General features: G+C 42.1%; 16 protein-coding genes. 5 read left to right on the top strand and 11 right to left on the bottom strand.

Features of this window, described 5'->3' with window-relative positions; all coding sequences use genetic code 11:
* Positions 1 to 8: 8 nt before the first annotated feature.
* Entirely contained in the window at positions 9 to 479 is a 471-nt protein-coding gene (locus Q0541_RS12265) for an AraC family transcriptional regulator (RefSeq protein ID WP_298910400.1), read from the bottom strand.
* Between Q0541_RS12265 and Q0541_RS12260 the strand changes: the two genes are divergently transcribed.
* Positions 459 to 725, top strand: coding sequence for an MAPEG family protein (locus Q0541_RS12260; protein ID WP_298910397.1), 267 nt, complete (start codon positions 459 to 461; stop codon positions 723 to 725). The two genes, Q0541_RS12265 and Q0541_RS12260, sit on opposite strands and share 21 nt — an antisense overlap.
* Positions 726 to 890: 165 nt before the next feature.
* On the opposite strand, the gene Q0541_RS12255 is transcribed toward Q0541_RS12260, so the two are convergent.
* Positions 891 to 1,673 (bottom strand): Uma2 family endonuclease, encoded by a 783-nt coding sequence (locus Q0541_RS12255; protein WP_298910394.1) that lies wholly within the window; start codon positions 1,671 to 1,673, stop codon positions 891 to 893.
* A 50-nt stretch (positions 1,674 to 1,723) separates the two neighbouring features.
* Positions 1,724 to 2,521 carry an HAD family hydrolase gene (locus Q0541_RS12250; protein ID WP_298910391.1) on the bottom strand — a complete coding sequence of 266 codons (798 nt, stop codon included), beginning with the start codon at positions 2,519 to 2,521 and terminating at the stop codon, positions 1,724 to 1,726.
* Positions 2,522 to 2,625: 104 nt separating this feature from the next.
* Between Q0541_RS12250 and Q0541_RS12245 the strand changes: the two genes are divergently transcribed.
* Positions 2,626 to 3,447, top strand: a complete 822-nt coding sequence (locus Q0541_RS12245; RefSeq protein WP_298910464.1) for a hypothetical protein — start codon at positions 2,626 to 2,628, stop codon at positions 3,445 to 3,447.
* Positions 3,448 to 3,587: 140 nt separating this feature from the next.
* Here the strand turns inward: Q0541_RS12245 and Q0541_RS12240 are convergent, their stop codons facing one another.
* From Q0541_RS12240 to psbP, 6 genes are all read right to left on the bottom strand, one after another.
* Positions 3,588 to 4,298, bottom strand: coding sequence for a DevA family ABC transporter ATP-binding protein (locus tag Q0541_RS12240; RefSeq protein ID WP_298910387.1), 711 nt, complete (start codon positions 4,296 to 4,298; stop codon positions 3,588 to 3,590).
* 126 nt (positions 4,299 to 4,424) lie between these two features.
* The gene (gene devC, locus Q0541_RS12235; RefSeq protein ID WP_298910385.1) at positions 4,425 to 5,579 is read right to left on the bottom strand and encodes an ABC transporter permease DevC; all 1,155 of its coding nucleotides are present in this window, start codon (positions 5,577 to 5,579) and stop codon (positions 4,425 to 4,427) included.
* 577 nt (positions 5,580 to 6,156) lie between these two features.
* Positions 6,157 to 7,596, bottom strand: a complete 1,440-nt coding sequence (locus tag Q0541_RS12230; protein ID WP_298910383.1) for an HlyD family efflux transporter periplasmic adaptor subunit — start codon at positions 7,594 to 7,596, stop codon at positions 6,157 to 6,159.
* 906 nt (positions 7,597 to 8,502) lie between these two features.
* Positions 8,503 to 9,240, bottom strand: coding sequence for a phycocyanobilin:ferredoxin oxidoreductase (locus Q0541_RS12225; RefSeq protein WP_298910380.1), 738 nt, complete (start codon positions 9,238 to 9,240; stop codon positions 8,503 to 8,505).
* Between the two features lie 214 nt (positions 9,241 to 9,454).
* Positions 9,455 to 10,048 (bottom strand): nucleoside triphosphate pyrophosphatase, encoded by a 594-nt coding sequence (locus tag Q0541_RS12220; RefSeq protein WP_298910378.1) that lies wholly within the window; start codon positions 10,046 to 10,048, stop codon positions 9,455 to 9,457.
* A 98-nt stretch (positions 10,049 to 10,146) separates the two neighbouring features.
* Complete coding sequence (gene psbP / locus Q0541_RS12215) at positions 10,147 to 10,692, bottom strand: photosystem II reaction center PsbP (protein ID WP_298910376.1); 546 nt, start codon at positions 10,690 to 10,692, stop codon at positions 10,147 to 10,149.
* Positions 10,693 to 11,005: 313 nt separating this feature from the next.
* On the opposite strand from psbP, the gene tnpA reads away from it, so the two are divergent.
* The 3 genes from tnpA to Q0541_RS12200 all read left to right on the top strand — a co-directional run bounded on the left by tnpA (position 11,006) and on the right by Q0541_RS12200 (position 13,978).
* Positions 11,006 to 11,449, top strand: a complete 444-nt coding sequence (gene tnpA, locus Q0541_RS12210; protein ID WP_298910461.1) for an IS200/IS605 family transposase — start codon at positions 11,006 to 11,008, stop codon at positions 11,447 to 11,449.
* 966 nt (positions 11,450 to 12,415) lie between these two features.
* The gene (gene dapB, locus Q0541_RS12205) at positions 12,416 to 13,252 is read left to right on the top strand and encodes a 4-hydroxy-tetrahydrodipicolinate reductase (protein WP_298910373.1); all 837 of its coding nucleotides are present in this window, start codon (positions 12,416 to 12,418) and stop codon (positions 13,250 to 13,252) included.
* 39 nt (positions 13,253 to 13,291) lie between these two features.
* Positions 13,292 to 13,978, top strand: coding sequence for a phosphate ABC transporter permease (locus Q0541_RS12200; RefSeq protein WP_298910370.1), 687 nt, complete (start codon positions 13,292 to 13,294; stop codon positions 13,976 to 13,978).
* A 208-nt stretch (positions 13,979 to 14,186) separates the two neighbouring features.
* Here Q0541_RS12200 and Q0541_RS12195 read toward each other — a convergent pair whose 3' ends face one another.
* Together Q0541_RS12195 and Q0541_RS12190 are read right to left on the bottom strand one after the other, a co-directional pair.
* Entirely contained in the window at positions 14,187 to 15,599 is a 1,413-nt protein-coding gene (locus Q0541_RS12195; protein ID WP_298910368.1) for a right-handed parallel beta-helix repeat-containing protein, read from the bottom strand.
* Between the two features lie 100 nt (positions 15,600 to 15,699).
* The gene (locus Q0541_RS12190; RefSeq protein ID WP_273762167.1) at positions 15,700 to 16,329 is read right to left on the bottom strand and encodes a precorrin-8X methylmutase; all 630 of its coding nucleotides are present in this window, start codon (positions 16,327 to 16,329) and stop codon (positions 15,700 to 15,702) included.
* Between the last annotated feature and the right edge of the window lie 20 nt (positions 16,330 to 16,349).

The raw sequence follows: 16,349 nt of genomic DNA, 5'->3' as shown, positions 1-16,349 counted from the left end.
GAGCTGCGCTAACGCCTTTGGTTTTGTAAGAGTTGTTGGGCAAGTTCCAGCCGACACTGGAGGACATATTGATAAGGCGACAGTCCAGTTGTGACTTTAAATGCTCGTGCGAAATCGTAGGGACTGAATCCTATCGTGGCAGCAATCTGGTTCAGATTAAGTTTCTGGGATAGATGCGCTCTAATGTATTCCAAGGCAAACTTTAACAAATTTGGGTCTAAAAACTCTGGTGGACGTTTGAGCCGTCCAGATAAGTTTGAACGTCGGTAAACGATCTGTGCCAACACCGCTGTTGCAACTGATTCTAAGTAAAATGCACCACCAGTTTGTCCATTATAAAAAAATTCTTGGATAGCGATCGCAGCACTCAAGCCCCAGTGAGTTTTGGGAATTTGCCCTGGCTGTAATTCAATTGTCTGTCCCTCTGCTTCCACTTTGACTATCCGCTCTAGAAAAGATTGGAAATATCCAAACACCACAAAACGAGAAGCATCTTCCCCCTTAGCCTCATGTTCCTAATTGCCCTAAAGTGGATGCAGGCTCTTAAGGGACTGTTGTGGATGCTAGGTACTCTATTGACACTAGCTCGGATTGCCCATGCCTGGGCATTAATACAGACTTATGGCCCATCACCGGGCAGGGCGATCGGTTTTTTCGGAACTTGGCTAGTTTATGTCGTCGGCAGTCTGGCTTGTCTTTACTACAGCGTGCAGCAATTTTTATAGTCCAGCAACGACCATAACTCAACAATTATAATGCTTAAAGCAATTGATACCGACCTTTGGGTTGCTGAACAACCCCTAACATATTTTGGCTTGGAAGTAGGGACGAGGAAGGCAATGTCTATGACGGGCGTAGCTTCAGCAACTTTTAGAATTACACCTTGCATGTTACTCAATAGTATCGGGATCTACATTGAGCGAACGTAACCTTGCCTTTAACTGTTCTATCTGCAATTCTGCCTGTTCTGCTCGTTGGCGTTCCTGCTCTGCTCGTTGGCGTTCCTGTTCTGCTCGTTGGCGTTCCTGCTCTGCTCGTTGGCGTTCCTGTTCTGCCAGTTCTTCTGCTTGCTGCCTTGCTAAAACTTCCTGCCGTAAAGCCTGTACCAGTTCATCAGAGATCAGTAATTTTTCCCCTGTATCCTCACGGTAAAACCCAATTAGCCTTTCCTCAACCAGCAAACGCAGTTGTAACGGTTCACTGCGTCCATCTTGTATAGGTTCGTAGATTTCTCCCCGCAGGCGATAGCCACGTAGCTGTTGTTCTACCCACTCACCTTTAGGGTCAAATAGCCAGTATTCCTTGACACCTAGCTGCTCATAGAGGGTCTTTTTGAAGATTTCGTCTTGTCCCTTAGTACCAAAAGATGTCATTTCAAAAATTACTGTGGGTACTTGACCCTCTTCCCAAATTTTATAGTTGTCCCGACCGCCGGGTGCAACATCAAAAATCACCATCACATCTGGGGCTACGCGCAACTTAGGAAAACCCTGTGCATAGTAAAGAAATTGATTTCCCAATACTGTTGCCTGATGATCTGCCAGATACTGTTTCAGGACTTCCAAGGTAGTTAGCAAGGCATAAAGGTGGTCGTAGGTTTCTGCCACTGGTTGACCATCAGCACTGGGATAGAAGATTTCTGATTCGATACCAACTCTTAGAGTAGCCGTCATGGTTGTAAAATCAGTGCTACGAGATTATTGTAGAGCAAGTCTAGCTCTGCCTAACTTAGGATGTGCAAGCTTTTCAAAATATAACTAGATAACTCACAAAATCCTTCGCCTTCGGCAGCGTTAGTAATATAAGCAGGGTGATATTTCAACTGATTCAGATATTCCAGCACGTTTGCCACGCCTACAGAAACAGGAAAATAACGCCGATCAAATAAACTTTCATCATTGGGGCTATCGCCAACAGTGACAATTTGTTCTGGTGAGTATTGGGGCAAATATTCGCGCAATACCTGCAACAATCCCACAGCTTTATCTTGCCCTTGAGGTTTAATATGACACTGCACGTTGCTATAGGTAAATCCCCAACCCATTTGTTCACAGAGATTGTCTAGGGTTTGTAGTTCGTCTTGACGCAAAGCAGCTACATCAAAAGTCCAGTCAGTGATGCGAAAGCAATTATCAGCAGATTCTTGGATTTGGGGAAATTTAGTTTGTAAATTCTCAAAAGTCGTAGCCAAGTGCTGGCGATGTTGAACTAAATCGGGAATGGGTGTTAAGACTACTGGTTTCTGGTTTCCAGGTGGAAAGTACAAACCGCCATTTTCTGCCATAGCACCTGCCACTGGCATCAAACTACTCAATCCACTCACCCACCCAGCAGAACGTCCTGTGACAATCAGCACCTTAATGTCAACTGCCGCTAAATCCTCTAAAGCTTGCAGCAGTGCGGGAGTAAATTTTCCTCGTCTAGTCAGGGTGCCATCCATATCTGTGGCTATCAGACGAATATTGCTAAAGCTTGTAGATGAAACCTCAGACAGGGTAGGGAGGCTTAAATGTCTGGACATATGCGGTTTGTAAAAGGCTGTAAAAAATATTAATGATACAGCAAGATGGCATTGAAGATTTGGGCATCCTAAACATCAGGAGTCAAGTTTTTCAGTTTCCAACCATGCCCACTTCGATGTTTCTTGCCCAATCCCCAGGGTCAAAGCCTAAAAAAGCATCCCAGGAAGTGCCAGCAAGTAATCCTCAAATACCACCATTATTGTTGGTAACTTCTGGAGGACTGGCTTTAGCAGTGATTGCTTTAATTGTATATAGTAAGCTCCAGGTGAATAAGCTGGAGAAAAAACTTAAGTTTGAACAATTCCGCACGCGAGAATTAGAGAAAAAATTTAAGCTGGCACTAGAAACAATTCGCAAAATGGAAACCAATCCCGATTTAGTCAACTCACGGGACTTTAACCTGGATTATTTGCGAATGCGGATGTCAGAGGAGGTGTTTCATTTTGCAATCCTTAATCAAGTGAAGATTCAGATTAAAGATAAAGTTTCTCAAGCCCTGCGTCCAAATCAAGCACAACTTGGATCAGTCGGAATTGCTAATAGCGCTGGACGGCAGGTGGATGAAATTTTTGATGTAGAGTATGAGACTGGTAGTCCAGGAGACTCTGCCAAGCGAGTTCTGTTTCGCATTCAAATCCGGTTAATGAAGTTACCGACGCAAGCAAGTTCTGCGACTATTAGTCAAATTATTGACTGTATAGAAACTTACCTAAGCCCCATAGAAGACGAAGATAGCTGGCAACCAACAATTCAAGGTCGGATTGCTACCATGCATTGGGATCAAAAGGCTAAACCTACGCCTCTACTGGTGCTAGAGCAATCGAATGAAGGCGTGAATGTAACTTTTCGCACCAGTCGCCAACCAAATGCCCCAACTCCGCCAAAGCCACTTGGAATGAAAAAATCAGGCTCGGTTAGACAATAAATTATGGCTGTCATTAGTCATTTGTCCTTTTTCCTTTGTAGATACAAAGGAAAAAGGACAAAAAATCACCCTTACGAGTAAATAGACAATATTTATTTACGTCACAACTTAGTTATCAGTTGTGATTTATCACTTCCAAATCATGACCCAATAGCTGCATTGGGGGAATTACGGGTTAAAAGACCATCTTCCATTTCTACGATGCGATCGGCTATGTCTAAAATGCGGTTGTCGTGTGTCACTAATAAGATAGTAGTTCCCTGATTTTTGGCAAGACTCTGCATTATTTCCACGACATCGCGTCCTGATTGTTTGTCTAATGCAGCTGTTGGTTCGTCTGCTAGTACCAGTGGAGGACGATTCACCAAGGCGCGGGCGATCGCAATTCTTTGTTTTTGTCCACCAGAAAGGTTGTCTGGATAGTAATCAACTCGTTCTTCTAAACCAACAGACCCCAGCATAGCTTTTGATTTAGCCACTGCTTCTGTTTTAGAAATATTATTATTCAATTCTACCGCCATTTGCACATTTTGCTTCGCAGTCAAGAACCCTAGCAAATTGTGAGCTTGGAAAATATAACCAATGCTGCGTCGCATCTGCACCAGTTTGCTTTGACTGACGCCAACGAGTTCTTCACCTAAAAATTTCAAACTTCCCTCTTGTACAGAGCGCAAACCACCAATTAAGCTCAGTAATGTTGTTTTACCTGAACCGGATGGCCCGGTCATAATTACAATTTCACCAGAGTAAATTTCTAGGTTAATGTCAAATAATATCTGTTTTTTCAGTGCGCCTTTGCCATAGTAGTGATTGAGGTTTGTAATGGCAATAACAGGTTCTTTTTGGCTCATGAATTTGTTAGCTAGAAGTTAGCAATTTTGAAACTAAACTGTAGTGTTTACCAAGAATTAAGATTTCTTAACTATTAATTATAACCTCTAATTAATACTAGGCTATTTTAATTAATATTTAATTAACTAAAAAATATCTGCTGGATCGGCAGAACGTAATTTTCGGACTGCGATCGCACCGGATATAATACACATAATCATTGTCAGAATCAACACCATTACCGCCCGGTCAAAACTCATAAAGACTGGTAAAAGTGTCGCCTCTCTGGCGGTTTTATACATAAATAAAGCAAAAATAATTCCAGGGAAATATCCTAAAACTGCTAATAACAAAGCCTCTTGAAGAATGACTGTCAATAAATAGTTTTGTGTATAACCTATTGCCTTGAGAGTAGCATACTCAGCTAAGTGGTCTGCAACTTCTGTATAAAGGATTTGATAAACAATTACAGTCCCTACAATGAAACCCATGACAGTCCCTAATGTGAAAATAAAGCCAATAGCTGTACTATTTGCCCAATAATTCCGCTCAAAATCAATAAATTCTTGCTTAGTTAAAACATTTACTTCGTTAGGTAGATAATTTTGTAATTCTTTGACGACAACTTTAACATCTGCTCCCGGTTTTAATCTAATTAACCCAATATCAATTAATCCTTGTTGACGATTGTTGAATATTCGCAGAAAGTTAATATCACTTGTAATTAAATTTCCATCTGCACCAAATGATGCACCTAATGTAAATAGTCCTCCTACTTTGATTCGTCGCCTTCGTACTTCTGCTATTACAGTCTTTCCTTGCTGATAATTAGCAGCGATTGGGCCATACTCCACTCTAGAAGAACGGTCAAATAAAACGACATCAGGCAGTTTAAGTTTATCTAAATTATCCTGAACTCCAGGTAAGTTAACTAGGTTATTCTCTGGGTTCATTCCAAAGATAAGGATACTACGAGGACGGCCTGTTACAGGATTTTTCCAGACTGTATAGTCCAAATATATAGGATGTACTGATTGTACTGCTGGTAAATCTAAAGCTTTATATAACCGCCGTTGAGAAAAGCTCCTCATTGCCAGAACAGCACTAGATTGACTATTGATTAAAACAATATCGCCCTGCAAGCTGCTATGAAATCGAACGTTACTATAATACAAAGCATCCCGGAAACCGAGTTGCATAAACATCAAAATATCAGCAAAGGCAATTCCTGCCAAAGCCACAGCTAGGCGAGTTTTTTCCCTTGTCAGTTGTAGCCACGACAGAGGTATTTTTTGATTCATGTTATAGGTATCCAAGCACAGTTATCAGTTACAGTAGAATTTAGAAATAATTCAATTTTTGATTGAGGGAGAAATCTAAAATCTAAAATTGGCAGAGTCAGGAGTAAAACAGTCTTTATATCTCAATACGCTTGGGTTAAGGCTAAAATTCTTTATTTTTTGAACGTAGATGCAAAGTGGTGAAGCAGCGCCGTTTTCTCACATTGGGAGACGCCAAGGGCGATAGCGCAGCGTTAGCGAGGAACGAGCCTCACAACGAGCGTCACCCGGAGGGCTTGCCGCAGGCTACCGCAGAGGCACAGAGAGAAGGAAAAAATGCTTAACTGAACTGTATTGGCTTTTAAATCTAGTACAGCACGGCGTAAATAAACATACCATTTCAAATGGTGCAAAAGCCCGGAATATAATTCTTTTGACTTTTGACTTTTGAATGAGTGACTTCCGCCTTGCGGTACTAGGTTTTGTACCTCACTTAATTGCAACCTGTTGTAATTTATCAGACATTATTTATTGATGAAACAGCCTAATGAAAAATATTCCTAATCCAAAATATCAAATCATAAATTTGTATTACTGTTCACCTATAACTTGATTCGCTATTAATTTCGACAAGAACTTTAGCGTAAGTTAAACCAGAAACTTTCTGGCTATCTTCTGGAGGTAGAGCAATTTTCACTTCTACTACTCTGGCATCCACATCTGCTGCTGGATCTGTATTCAGCACATCTTTTTTACCAATTTTTCTACCAATTTCAGTAACAGTTCCCTTTAATTCGTCGCTAAATGCTCCATTATCGCTGCTGATAGTGGCGTTTTGACCAATACGCACTTTTCCAATACTGTCTTCGGCGACTTCAGCAATCACAAACATTTGGCTGGTTTGTCCAATTTCAGCAATACCATTTGCACCGATGGCTTCGCCTGACTTGGTGTAAACTTTTAAAATCTCTCCAGCTATTGGTGCTTGAACGTAGCTCAACCTCAATTCTGATTCGGCTTTTCTAACATTTGCGATCGCATTACTAACTTGGGCTTGCGCTACTTGCACATCGGTAGGACTAACATCTAAAATTTTGCTCAGTTTGGCCTTTTCTTCATCGATTTGTCTTTGCAAAGTTGCTAAAGTTTTGTCACGGTTAACTTTGGCTTCGATCAGCTGCTGTTGCAAAGTTGCTAAGTTTTGTATTTGGTTAGCTCTAGCCTCAGCAACTTGCTGTCGTAGGGTTGCCAATGTCTGCTTTAGCGTAGCTTGGCTTTCAGCAACTTGCTGATTAGAAGTTACTGCACTCAAGCGTCTCCTGTCCCGCTCTTGCTGAGAAATTGCACCTTCTTTGTATAAAAAATCATAGCGTCCGGCATCGACTTGGGCATTGCGCTGTTCGGCTCGGACACGTCCAACTGTGGCTCTTAGGACATCTCTTTGCCCACTAAGTTCAGCTTCTAGGCGATTCACGGTTGCTTGTTGGACGAGTTTACCTCCACTTAACTGAGCTGCAATCCGCGCGATCGTCGCTTGTTGAGCATCCCTTTCCCCAACAAACTGCGCTTGTAGGCGAGCAATAACTGCTCTTTGGGCTTGAATATCTCTTGGAGATCCGGCTCTGATTTGCGCTAAATTCGCACGGGATTCTTGCACCTTGGCTTTTGCCTCTTCTAGTCCGGCTATTTGAGTATCGCGGTTATCCAAAATTGCCACAATTTGGCCTCGCTTTACCTGTTCACCCTCTCTCACCAGAAGTTGCTGAATTCGTGACGATGGCGCTAATCCTGAGGATGGGGCGGACAATTTAACAACTTCGCCTCGCGGTTCCAAACGCCCTAAAGCACTAATGCTATTGGTAGATGGCATTACGGGTGCAGATGTAGTTAGTTTTTTCAGCTGCTCGATTTTAGCTGTACCTAGTATCCCAGCAGCTATTACTACTGGCACAGCTACAGCGATACCCCACCAAATCTTAGGTTGTTCATGATTAAGTGGCTGCTCACTTGGCTTTGGCTTTTCAGTCACCCTTGACATAGTATGTTGCCCGTTTACCTGAATTGTGCTGATGGAAGTAAAAATAAAAGGGTTTTTAATTAACAGCCAGCCGTTTAGGACAAACAACAGTGGTTTAAAGCTGGGTATGGCTTAAAATCCATTGTGTGATGAACGCTCAACACTATGGTTTTGCAAAATGGTGTTTTCTATAGCGTAGGCGTAGCCCGCCGTAGGCATCGCTCGTTTGTATGCAATACAGTGACCTCACTACCATTCCTCTCTCTTTTTAGGAGAGAGGCTTTGAAACTTACTCCCAACGCTACAAGGGTTGGGGCTGAGGTTAGGTCTGTATTGAAACCTAAAAGCGCTATAGTAGCTGGCTATTTAATAACTCTGAGTATTATTGAGACATGAGTGCAATGGGAGTTAGCAGAATTCACAAGCAGTATGAATCTAGATGTAGAGACGTGATATATCGCGTTTCTACACAAAATCCCAAATTGGTATGATGCGGTACTGTACTGCTACATTCACTACGGCTACAGTTAGTCACAAAATTGAAAAGAAACATCAAAAATAGACTGTTGCCTTTGCGGGATACAATCTTGCTACAAAAGTTAGTCTTCCTTAAGTGAATCAACGATTAACTGACTAAAAAATATCTGTTGACCCTTCGACTTCGCTCAGGGTCAACTTGAGCATTCTTAACATCAGAGTTTCCTTAACTTTCTGGTCAATGAGTTAGCTGTCTATAGTTGCTTGTATCTACCAAGACAACAAACCATTTTGTAATATTTGCTTCAAAGACCTGACTATTTTCCCTGCTGCTGTTTTGGGACTCCATTAAACTCTCGTTGAATGAATTCTACATTTATCCGTTACGCGAAAACGTAACAGAGCTTACAGATGGGTAACTGTGAGTTTGGAAGGAGATCAGGGAGATGATTAATTTGGCAGGTCGAATAAAACTGTGGTCATGTAATGTTCTGCCCAAGCTGGGCCAAAGGCTTTTTCTAGTACGCGGCGGGTTTTATCGTTTTGCTGCTGTTTGGTGCAGTAGTTGTGTTGTCCGGCGATATTTTGTGTGACTTGTTCAACTGAAACAGGATGTGAGGCGATCGCTTGGGTGCAATGAATGTCTAAAAATTCTCGCACACGTGCGAGAAACATTGTTTCTTCTTCTGGGGAACTGGGGCGGACAAAGATGCAATAATCCGAAAAAATATTTCCCCATTCAGGTAATTCACGAGGTTGAGAAAAGTTAAGCACTGTTAGCTGTGTCAGTGCAGAAGTATAAGATTCTGGTAAGGTGCGCTCTAATTGAATCGGAGAAAGGTCTGCGATCGCTGCACTAATTTGACCTCTACCCCCAACTAAATCGCAACCAAACATCGGCAGGTTGTATTCTGGACGGGGAAACATGACGCAGTGCAAAATATCCAGCATATTTCCGATTTTCGCCAGTTCCAAGTGCATTTTCCGAAACTGGGGCGTTTGATAGCAGCGATTTTCAATTGTCAGTTTTTCGCCTTCTAGTCTACCTTCCACATACCCCAACTCATCAGGCAAATGATAGGGCGATAGATCCAAGTGCTGATGCCAAACTGCCTCAATACAATCAGCTAGCTGACGAATTAGGGGATGTTGTTGCTCACGCAGCGAGGGCATAGAAGTAAATGACATATTCTAGTTGGGAATGCGATCTAGTAGCCAGTCTACAACCTGTTGTGCCACACCTGTCGTGGACTGCAATATAAGCAAACACTTGATGGGCATTGGGGAGCCACTGCGTTACCGGGGTTCCCCCGGTTCTACCCCTACGGGGATCTTGCTAGCAAGAGCGTCTTTGACAGGAGAAGCAAGTGGCGTCATTGGGCAAATGACAAAAGCCAAAGGACTATTGCCACAAATCAGTAACATCGTATCCCAATTCCCCTAGCATATGCCGCAGCAAGGGTAAACTGAGTCCAATTACATTGCTGTGACAGCCTGCGATTTTTTCTACAAAGAAACTACCAAAACCCTCAATGGCAAAGGCTCCAGCACACTTGAGGGGTTCACCTGTGGCAACATAGGCTTTAATTGCGCGATCGCTCATTTGAGCAAAGTAAACTTTTGTAACTTGAGACTTGACTAAAGAGCGGTTTTGGTCGAGGTCAATTAAAGCGTGACCTGTGTACAAGTCGCCAAAGTTACCTTGCATTATCTGCCAACGGGCGATCGCTTCAGAAAAGTCTGCTGGTTTACCGTGAATTTCACCATTGATAGACAAAACTGAATCACAACCCATAATCAAAGCCGATTCAAACTGCGGGGCTACAGTTTCCGCCTTATATTGGGCAAGAGTTTTGACCAATTCTGCTGGTTCACTTAATTGGATTTGCGACTCATCAAAGTCACTTGGTCGAACTATCGGTTCAATACCAACAGTTTGCAGCAAGCGGCGTCGGGCTGGGGAAGCTGAGGCAAGTACAAAAGGTGGAATTTTCATGATCTGACAAACTTGGTAATTTGGGATGGGGCATTGGCATTGGGGATTGGTGATTAAGTTTCTTCTCTATCCCCTATTCCCTATTCCCCACTCCACAATTAATAGACAGAAAAAGAATTGACAACCTCATCAATCATTCCTTTAACTCTCTGCCAGCGTTTTTCAGGAATTGAGGCATTAAAGGTAAAAAGCTTATCACGGCTAACAGCGACGCTGGCGATGTTGTGTCGTTCCTGTTGATTGGGGAGTTTAACCTCATACTCTAAAAGGTAGTATGTTTTACCGTCTACTTCTCGCTGTGCGGCATTAACTAATTCAGCTGAACGACCAGAGTCAGGAGGCGCTAGAGCTGCTTTTCCTAACTTATATCCTACTTCTGTTGGGGTTCCCAATTCTGACAAAGTTTTACCTTCTGGAACTGGACTAATCACAACCGAAACATTTTCAGACACCTCAATCAAATCGTGGAAAACCACATCTGGCCCGTTGGCAACTTTAACTTGCAGCCAGCCGTTAGGATATAAAAACTGATAGCCATTACTAGTGTCTACAAAGCTTTTGAGTCCAGCCGCAGCTGCTACACCAGAATTACTCAGGCTGAAGCTCAACATCAATAGCAAAATTAATACAATTCGTTTCCACATTTCTACAGATTCCTTTGGGCTGGAGACAACACCAAGCAAGCATCATTTCTCGTTTTTATTCTCCCACCAACCGGGACGCTTCGGATGACCCATTAGATGTGAAGGGATCGATCAATGCCCAAATGTCGGCAAATACTCCCTGGTGTCTCGCCTTACTAATGAAGCGGTGGGAAATGCGTCAGCGTAGCTCGTCGTAGACATTGCTTACCCGCCTCGGAATGAATTCCAAGGCTAATAGCTCAAGCTAACTGGAAGATTTTTAACCATTGCGGGAATACTAGACGCAATGAATTTCATCAAAAACAGCACGTACATGGCTCTGTGGCGACTTTATTATCATCTTATTTGGGCGACAAAAGAGCGACAGCCACTAATTACCCCTGAACGCGAAACCCAACTTTATAGTTACATCATTGGCAAAGCGAATACACTTGGTAGCATTATCCATGCTGTGGGCGGAATAGAAAACCATATCCATTTAGTGGCTTCTATTCCACCGAGACTTTCTATCTCTGATTTTGTCCAAAATATCAAAGGCAGTAGCGCTCATCATCTTAATCATCTCTCGCCCTCACAGGATTTGTTTGGCTGGCAACGCGGATATGGCATTTTTTCAATGGGAAGCAAACAACTTGAGCAAGCTGTTATGTATGTGCAGAATCAGAAAGCGCATCATTTCAATGGGACTATAATTTTGTCTTTGGAACGGCATAATCATGAAGATGATGGGCCAAAACTCACGCAGCTAAAGCAATGAATTCCATTAATCTCTAAGTTAATTGAACCTTAGTACAACATTTCACTAATTCGTAGCGAATTAAATTTGGCAATACCTTGCATTGTTAATGCGTCGGCTTGTTTTGTTAATGCGTCGGCTTGCATTGTTAATGCGTGGCTTGCATTGTTAATGCGTCGGCTTGCCTTGTTAATGCGTGGCTTGCATTGTTAATGCGTCGGCTTGCTTTGTTAATGCATCTCAATGCAATGCCAATGCATTCCCTTGGAATGTTAATGCGTTCCCCTGCATTAAAAATGCTACGCTTTTACACAAAACTGTATTTAGTCAGCTTAAGCTGACTTGAGCTATGAGCCTCAGAATTCATTCTGAGGCGGACTTGTAGTCAAGCCAATATTCCGTAATTATCATAATGTTCAATCTTGCGCCTGAACCATCACCCGCCATAGGTTAGAAACCTATGGCTAATAGCGAAAGTCATCTTAAAGATGACTAAATCAGTAGTAACTACTAAAGAAAAGTCAATCGAGAATATAAAAACCCCGACTTGATAGCCGAGGTAGATGGGAGAAGTCTAAATGTCGATGAGATATAGCGATACAGAAATCTTATTTTCTTAGCTAACACCAGTTAGGTAATTATGTTTGGGCTTTGCTAAGTTATGTAAATAAATTTAACAATAAGCTCACAAATAGTCAATTGGACTTGACAAAAAAAGACTAATAACTTCTATAAGAGCTACTTATTAGGGACAGTATAGGATTATTTTTGGAGGTGTGGTAAGTAAAGTAGGGAAAATAAAACGGCTTACTGGCTAAGATGGTGGGATGAAAATGAGAACCCATCCGCTTTCGGGAGTCAAAAAACTGAGCGATTAGCTGCATAAATCAAAGTAGTCGGAATTAAGCCAGAGATTTGAAAAGCTAGCTACTAGATCACTAAAGTCTTTACAATTCCTTTGTTGGCTCAAAAAGTATTTCTCGACCTATGACGAATCAAGCTCCTATCCCGGTTATTGTCAACGGTGCTGCTGGTAAAATGGGACGTGAGGTAATTAAGGCGGTGGCGCAAGCGCCTGACTTAAACCTAGTGGGTGCAATTGACCACAGTTTGGAACATCAAGATAAAGACGCTGGAGAGTTGGCGGGTTTAAGCGAACCCCTGGAAGTGCCAATTAGCAATCAATTAGAACCGATGTTGGGGTATGTGGCTGGTGACAGACACTCTCCTCCAGGGGTGATTGTAGACTTTACCCATCCCGATTCAGTTTATGACAATATTCGTAGTGCGATCGCTTACGGTATTCGTCCTGTAGTCGGCACCACTGGGTTAAGTTCAGAACAAATCCAAGACTTGGCAGACTTTGCTGACAAAGCTAGCACTGGTTGTCTAATTATTCCTAATTTCTCCATTGGCATGGTGCTGTTGCAACAAGCCGCAGTTGCAGCCTCAAAATATTTTGACCATGTGGAAATTATCGAACTGCATCACAACCAAAAAGCTGATGCTCCAAGTGGTACTGCCATTCAAACAGCGCAGTTATTAGGAGAATTGGGTAAAACTTTTAACTCTGCTCTTGTAGAAGAAACGGAGAAATTACCAGGAGCTAGGGGCAGTATAGCAGATGAAGGGATTAGAATTCATAGCGTCCGCTTGCCAGGATTGATTGCCCATCAGGAAGTTATTTTTGGCGCAGCAGGACAGATTTATACTTTACGACATGATACGAGCGATCGCGCTTGCTATATGCCAGGAGTGCTACTAGCGATTCGCAAAGTCTTAGCGCTAAAGTCGTTAGTATATGGATTAGAAAAGATACTTTAAACTTTAAACTCACTATTGGGCATTCATCACTCAGCACTCATGTTAGTACCACTGACTCGCCAGAAATTTGAACAAGTTGTCCCTCTAATTGCCACTGGTTTGCAGTACAAGTACTACTGGGGGAAGTTCTCAAATTTTTTGCAACGGCTGTTAATTTCTGTAGTTGCAGTAGTTGTTATTTTGCTTGTAACAGTCGTTTTCAGGCTTGCGTTTGCTTCAATAGTATTTGTGCTGGGGATACTTAGCGCTTTTTTTTGGTTGTGGTATCCAGTGTTTCAAGCAAGTATGCGGAATTTGCAATGCCGCCGTTATAAGTATGGCGGCTTTTTCCGTGGTCGAGTGTTAGATTGGTGGATTACAGACCAGTTGATGGGTAAAACCGAAACAGTCAACAGCAAAGGCGAATTAGTGATTGTAGAAAACCGAGAAAAACAGATTAACTTAGAGGTGGGTGATGACACAGGATTTAGTATTGAGTTTGTAGCACCATTACGTCCTGCCCACAAAGTTATTACTCGTGGTCAAATTGCAGAAATGGTAGTGATGTCAAATCGCTCAGATTTGAGCAGTATTGAAGAATTCAGCGATATATACTTTCCCAGTCGTGACCTCTGGGTTAGCGATTATCCTTATTTGCGGCGGGATTTCTTTAACGAAATCGGTCGCCGCTTGAGTGAAGACCAACAACAAAAGCCGCGTCGGCGGCGTCGGAGAGTAGAGGATTAAAGAAGTGAAGCAGGTAGGAGGATGTAATCACTATAGGCTTCTCTTTCAGACACATGCAAAGGACAGACCGACACTAATTATGAGCCACCTATTGCAGAGATTTTGGTAGTTTGCTCTCAACCGCAAGACTCCCCGATAGTCGTCCATGAGGTTCGGGCATTTGGATTCAGCATAAATCATCTCCTACCCTGTGCCTTTTGCCTTCTTGCTAACGGGAGCATCCTATTTTGATGAGTTTCCCTTTCAAACGATAGGTCATTGACCCACAAACAAAACCTCCCGACTTAGGCTCTACATAAGTCCGCCGAGGCGGATTTTGTTTAGCTAGCCGCGATTTCCAATTGCTAGATATTTTTTTTAGAGTGGGATGCTTCCTTAAAAACTCGGAGTCTGCAACAATATCGTGAGGTCCCTTAACATTTACTTTAGAACTATTAATGTAGATATTATAATCATAAATCACTTTTTTATTTTTATTGTTACCGTTAATATTCTTGCCAGGATAAGCATAGAGAATGTTCCTTAAAATTTTGACATCAGATGACACATTGCCAAATATTTGCCCATCTTTAATTTCTGGACTCTGATTATTTAAAACAGCTGTGTTATTGACGATATCAACATGCTCACTTAAAAATGTATGAATCCCTGAACCACCATTATTAAATGTCAAATTGTTTTGAATTAAAGTCCGTCCTACATATGCATCCAAATTTGGGTTCTGCTCATTTCTGGAAGTATCGATAATAATGCCATTACCATCTGTGATCTTTCCCACCGCAATCCAAGGGATGTACATGCGATTGTTATATACCTTGTTATTGGTCACGAACATCTTGTATCCCCGGTTGGTGTCAGAATTCCAATTGCTTCCCATCGAAATGCCACTGCAACCATAAACACTATACCAGCCATTATTGAACACAGTGTTATTATCCACCTTCACATAATCAGACTGCAATGCTCCGATACCTCCTCCTCCACAGTCATGCACTTTGTTGTTTAGAATACGGATATGATGAACATGACCATTGGCTCGTCCGTCCATGCTTATGCAGTTTCCGTTTGTAAGCGGATTTGATCTGTTAGTCTTTTGACTTAATGCATAAGCAAGGGTTATATTGGCATTGTTTCCTATGACCTCCAACCTGTTGATCTCGATATATGAAGCTGTACTTGAAATCAGGATACCGTTCCATGTATTGTGTTTAATTTTTGGGAAATGACCAGGATATGCTTTATACTTAATCCATGCTTTTGCGGTTCCAGAACGTTTAATACTTACTACACTCGGAGCTTTAGCTAAATTTGTATATACTCCGTTCATAATCAATACTGTATCGCCAGGGTTAGTTATGTCTGCTGCCTTTTGAATTGTCCTAAAGGCAGATGTAGTAGAGAGTCCACTATTTGTGTCGTTTCCTTTACCACTAACATAATATGTTTTCGGAGTCGCCTTAATGCTGATTAATTTGTGGTTGGGTAGGATGATTTCCTTGTTAGTGGATACCTGACGGGCGTTTTCAACTAAAGATACTTTTATCGTTTCTTTCCCACCCAAAAGACTTAATACCACGGGAATTGCAAGAAATGCGATTAAACCAAAACGTTGAAATACCACAGGAAAAGGCTCCTTTATCGGCACTACTTAACATAAATATCAGGTTATTTAGTAGTTTTAAATACTATTTGGCATAAAGGGAACGATAGAACCGACTTTCCTAACTCCCCCGATTTCCATCTTGTCCATAGGCTTGCCAAGCCAAGTCTACCAATCCATCAACGATCGCAGCTGCTACAACTGCATTACCTTTGCGACTATCAATTGTAATGTGAGGCACTAGAGAGTCTTGTAAGCGCTCCTTTGCTTCATTAACATTTACAAATCCCACTGGAGTCGCAATTATCAAAGCAGGTCTAATTTCCTCAGCTTCAATTAAATCCACTAGTGCTGTTAGTGCTGTTTGTGCTTGACCCACCACAAAAATGCCTTCTGGATAACGCTTTGCTAAGGTTTCTATTCCCCATGCTGCCCGAGTTTTTTCTTTTTGAGGACGTGTCAGAGCTTCCATACTGCAATACACCGGATTGGCAAAGGTGTTTTGAATCTCGTAGGCAATACCTACTTGTACCATTGGCACATCTACCACAATCGTGGTGCGCGCCGCTAGTGCTGCTGCTCCAGCTTGCAAGGCACGCTCAGAGAAACGAATCAAAGACTTATACTCAAAGTCAGCTGTAGAGTATATTACCCGACGCACAATCTCATACTCTGCTGGTGAAAAAACATGATTTTCAATTTCACTATCAATGATTGCTAAACTTTGAGCATCAGTTACGTGCCATTCCATTTTTGTTGAGCTTCTCAAAT

The sequence above is a fragment of the uncultured Nostoc sp. genome (assembly GCF_937863485.1).
GTDB lineage: Bacteria > Cyanobacteriota > Cyanobacteriia > Cyanobacteriales > Nostocaceae > Nostoc.
This window is presented reverse-complemented; position numbering and strand designations above follow the sequence as displayed.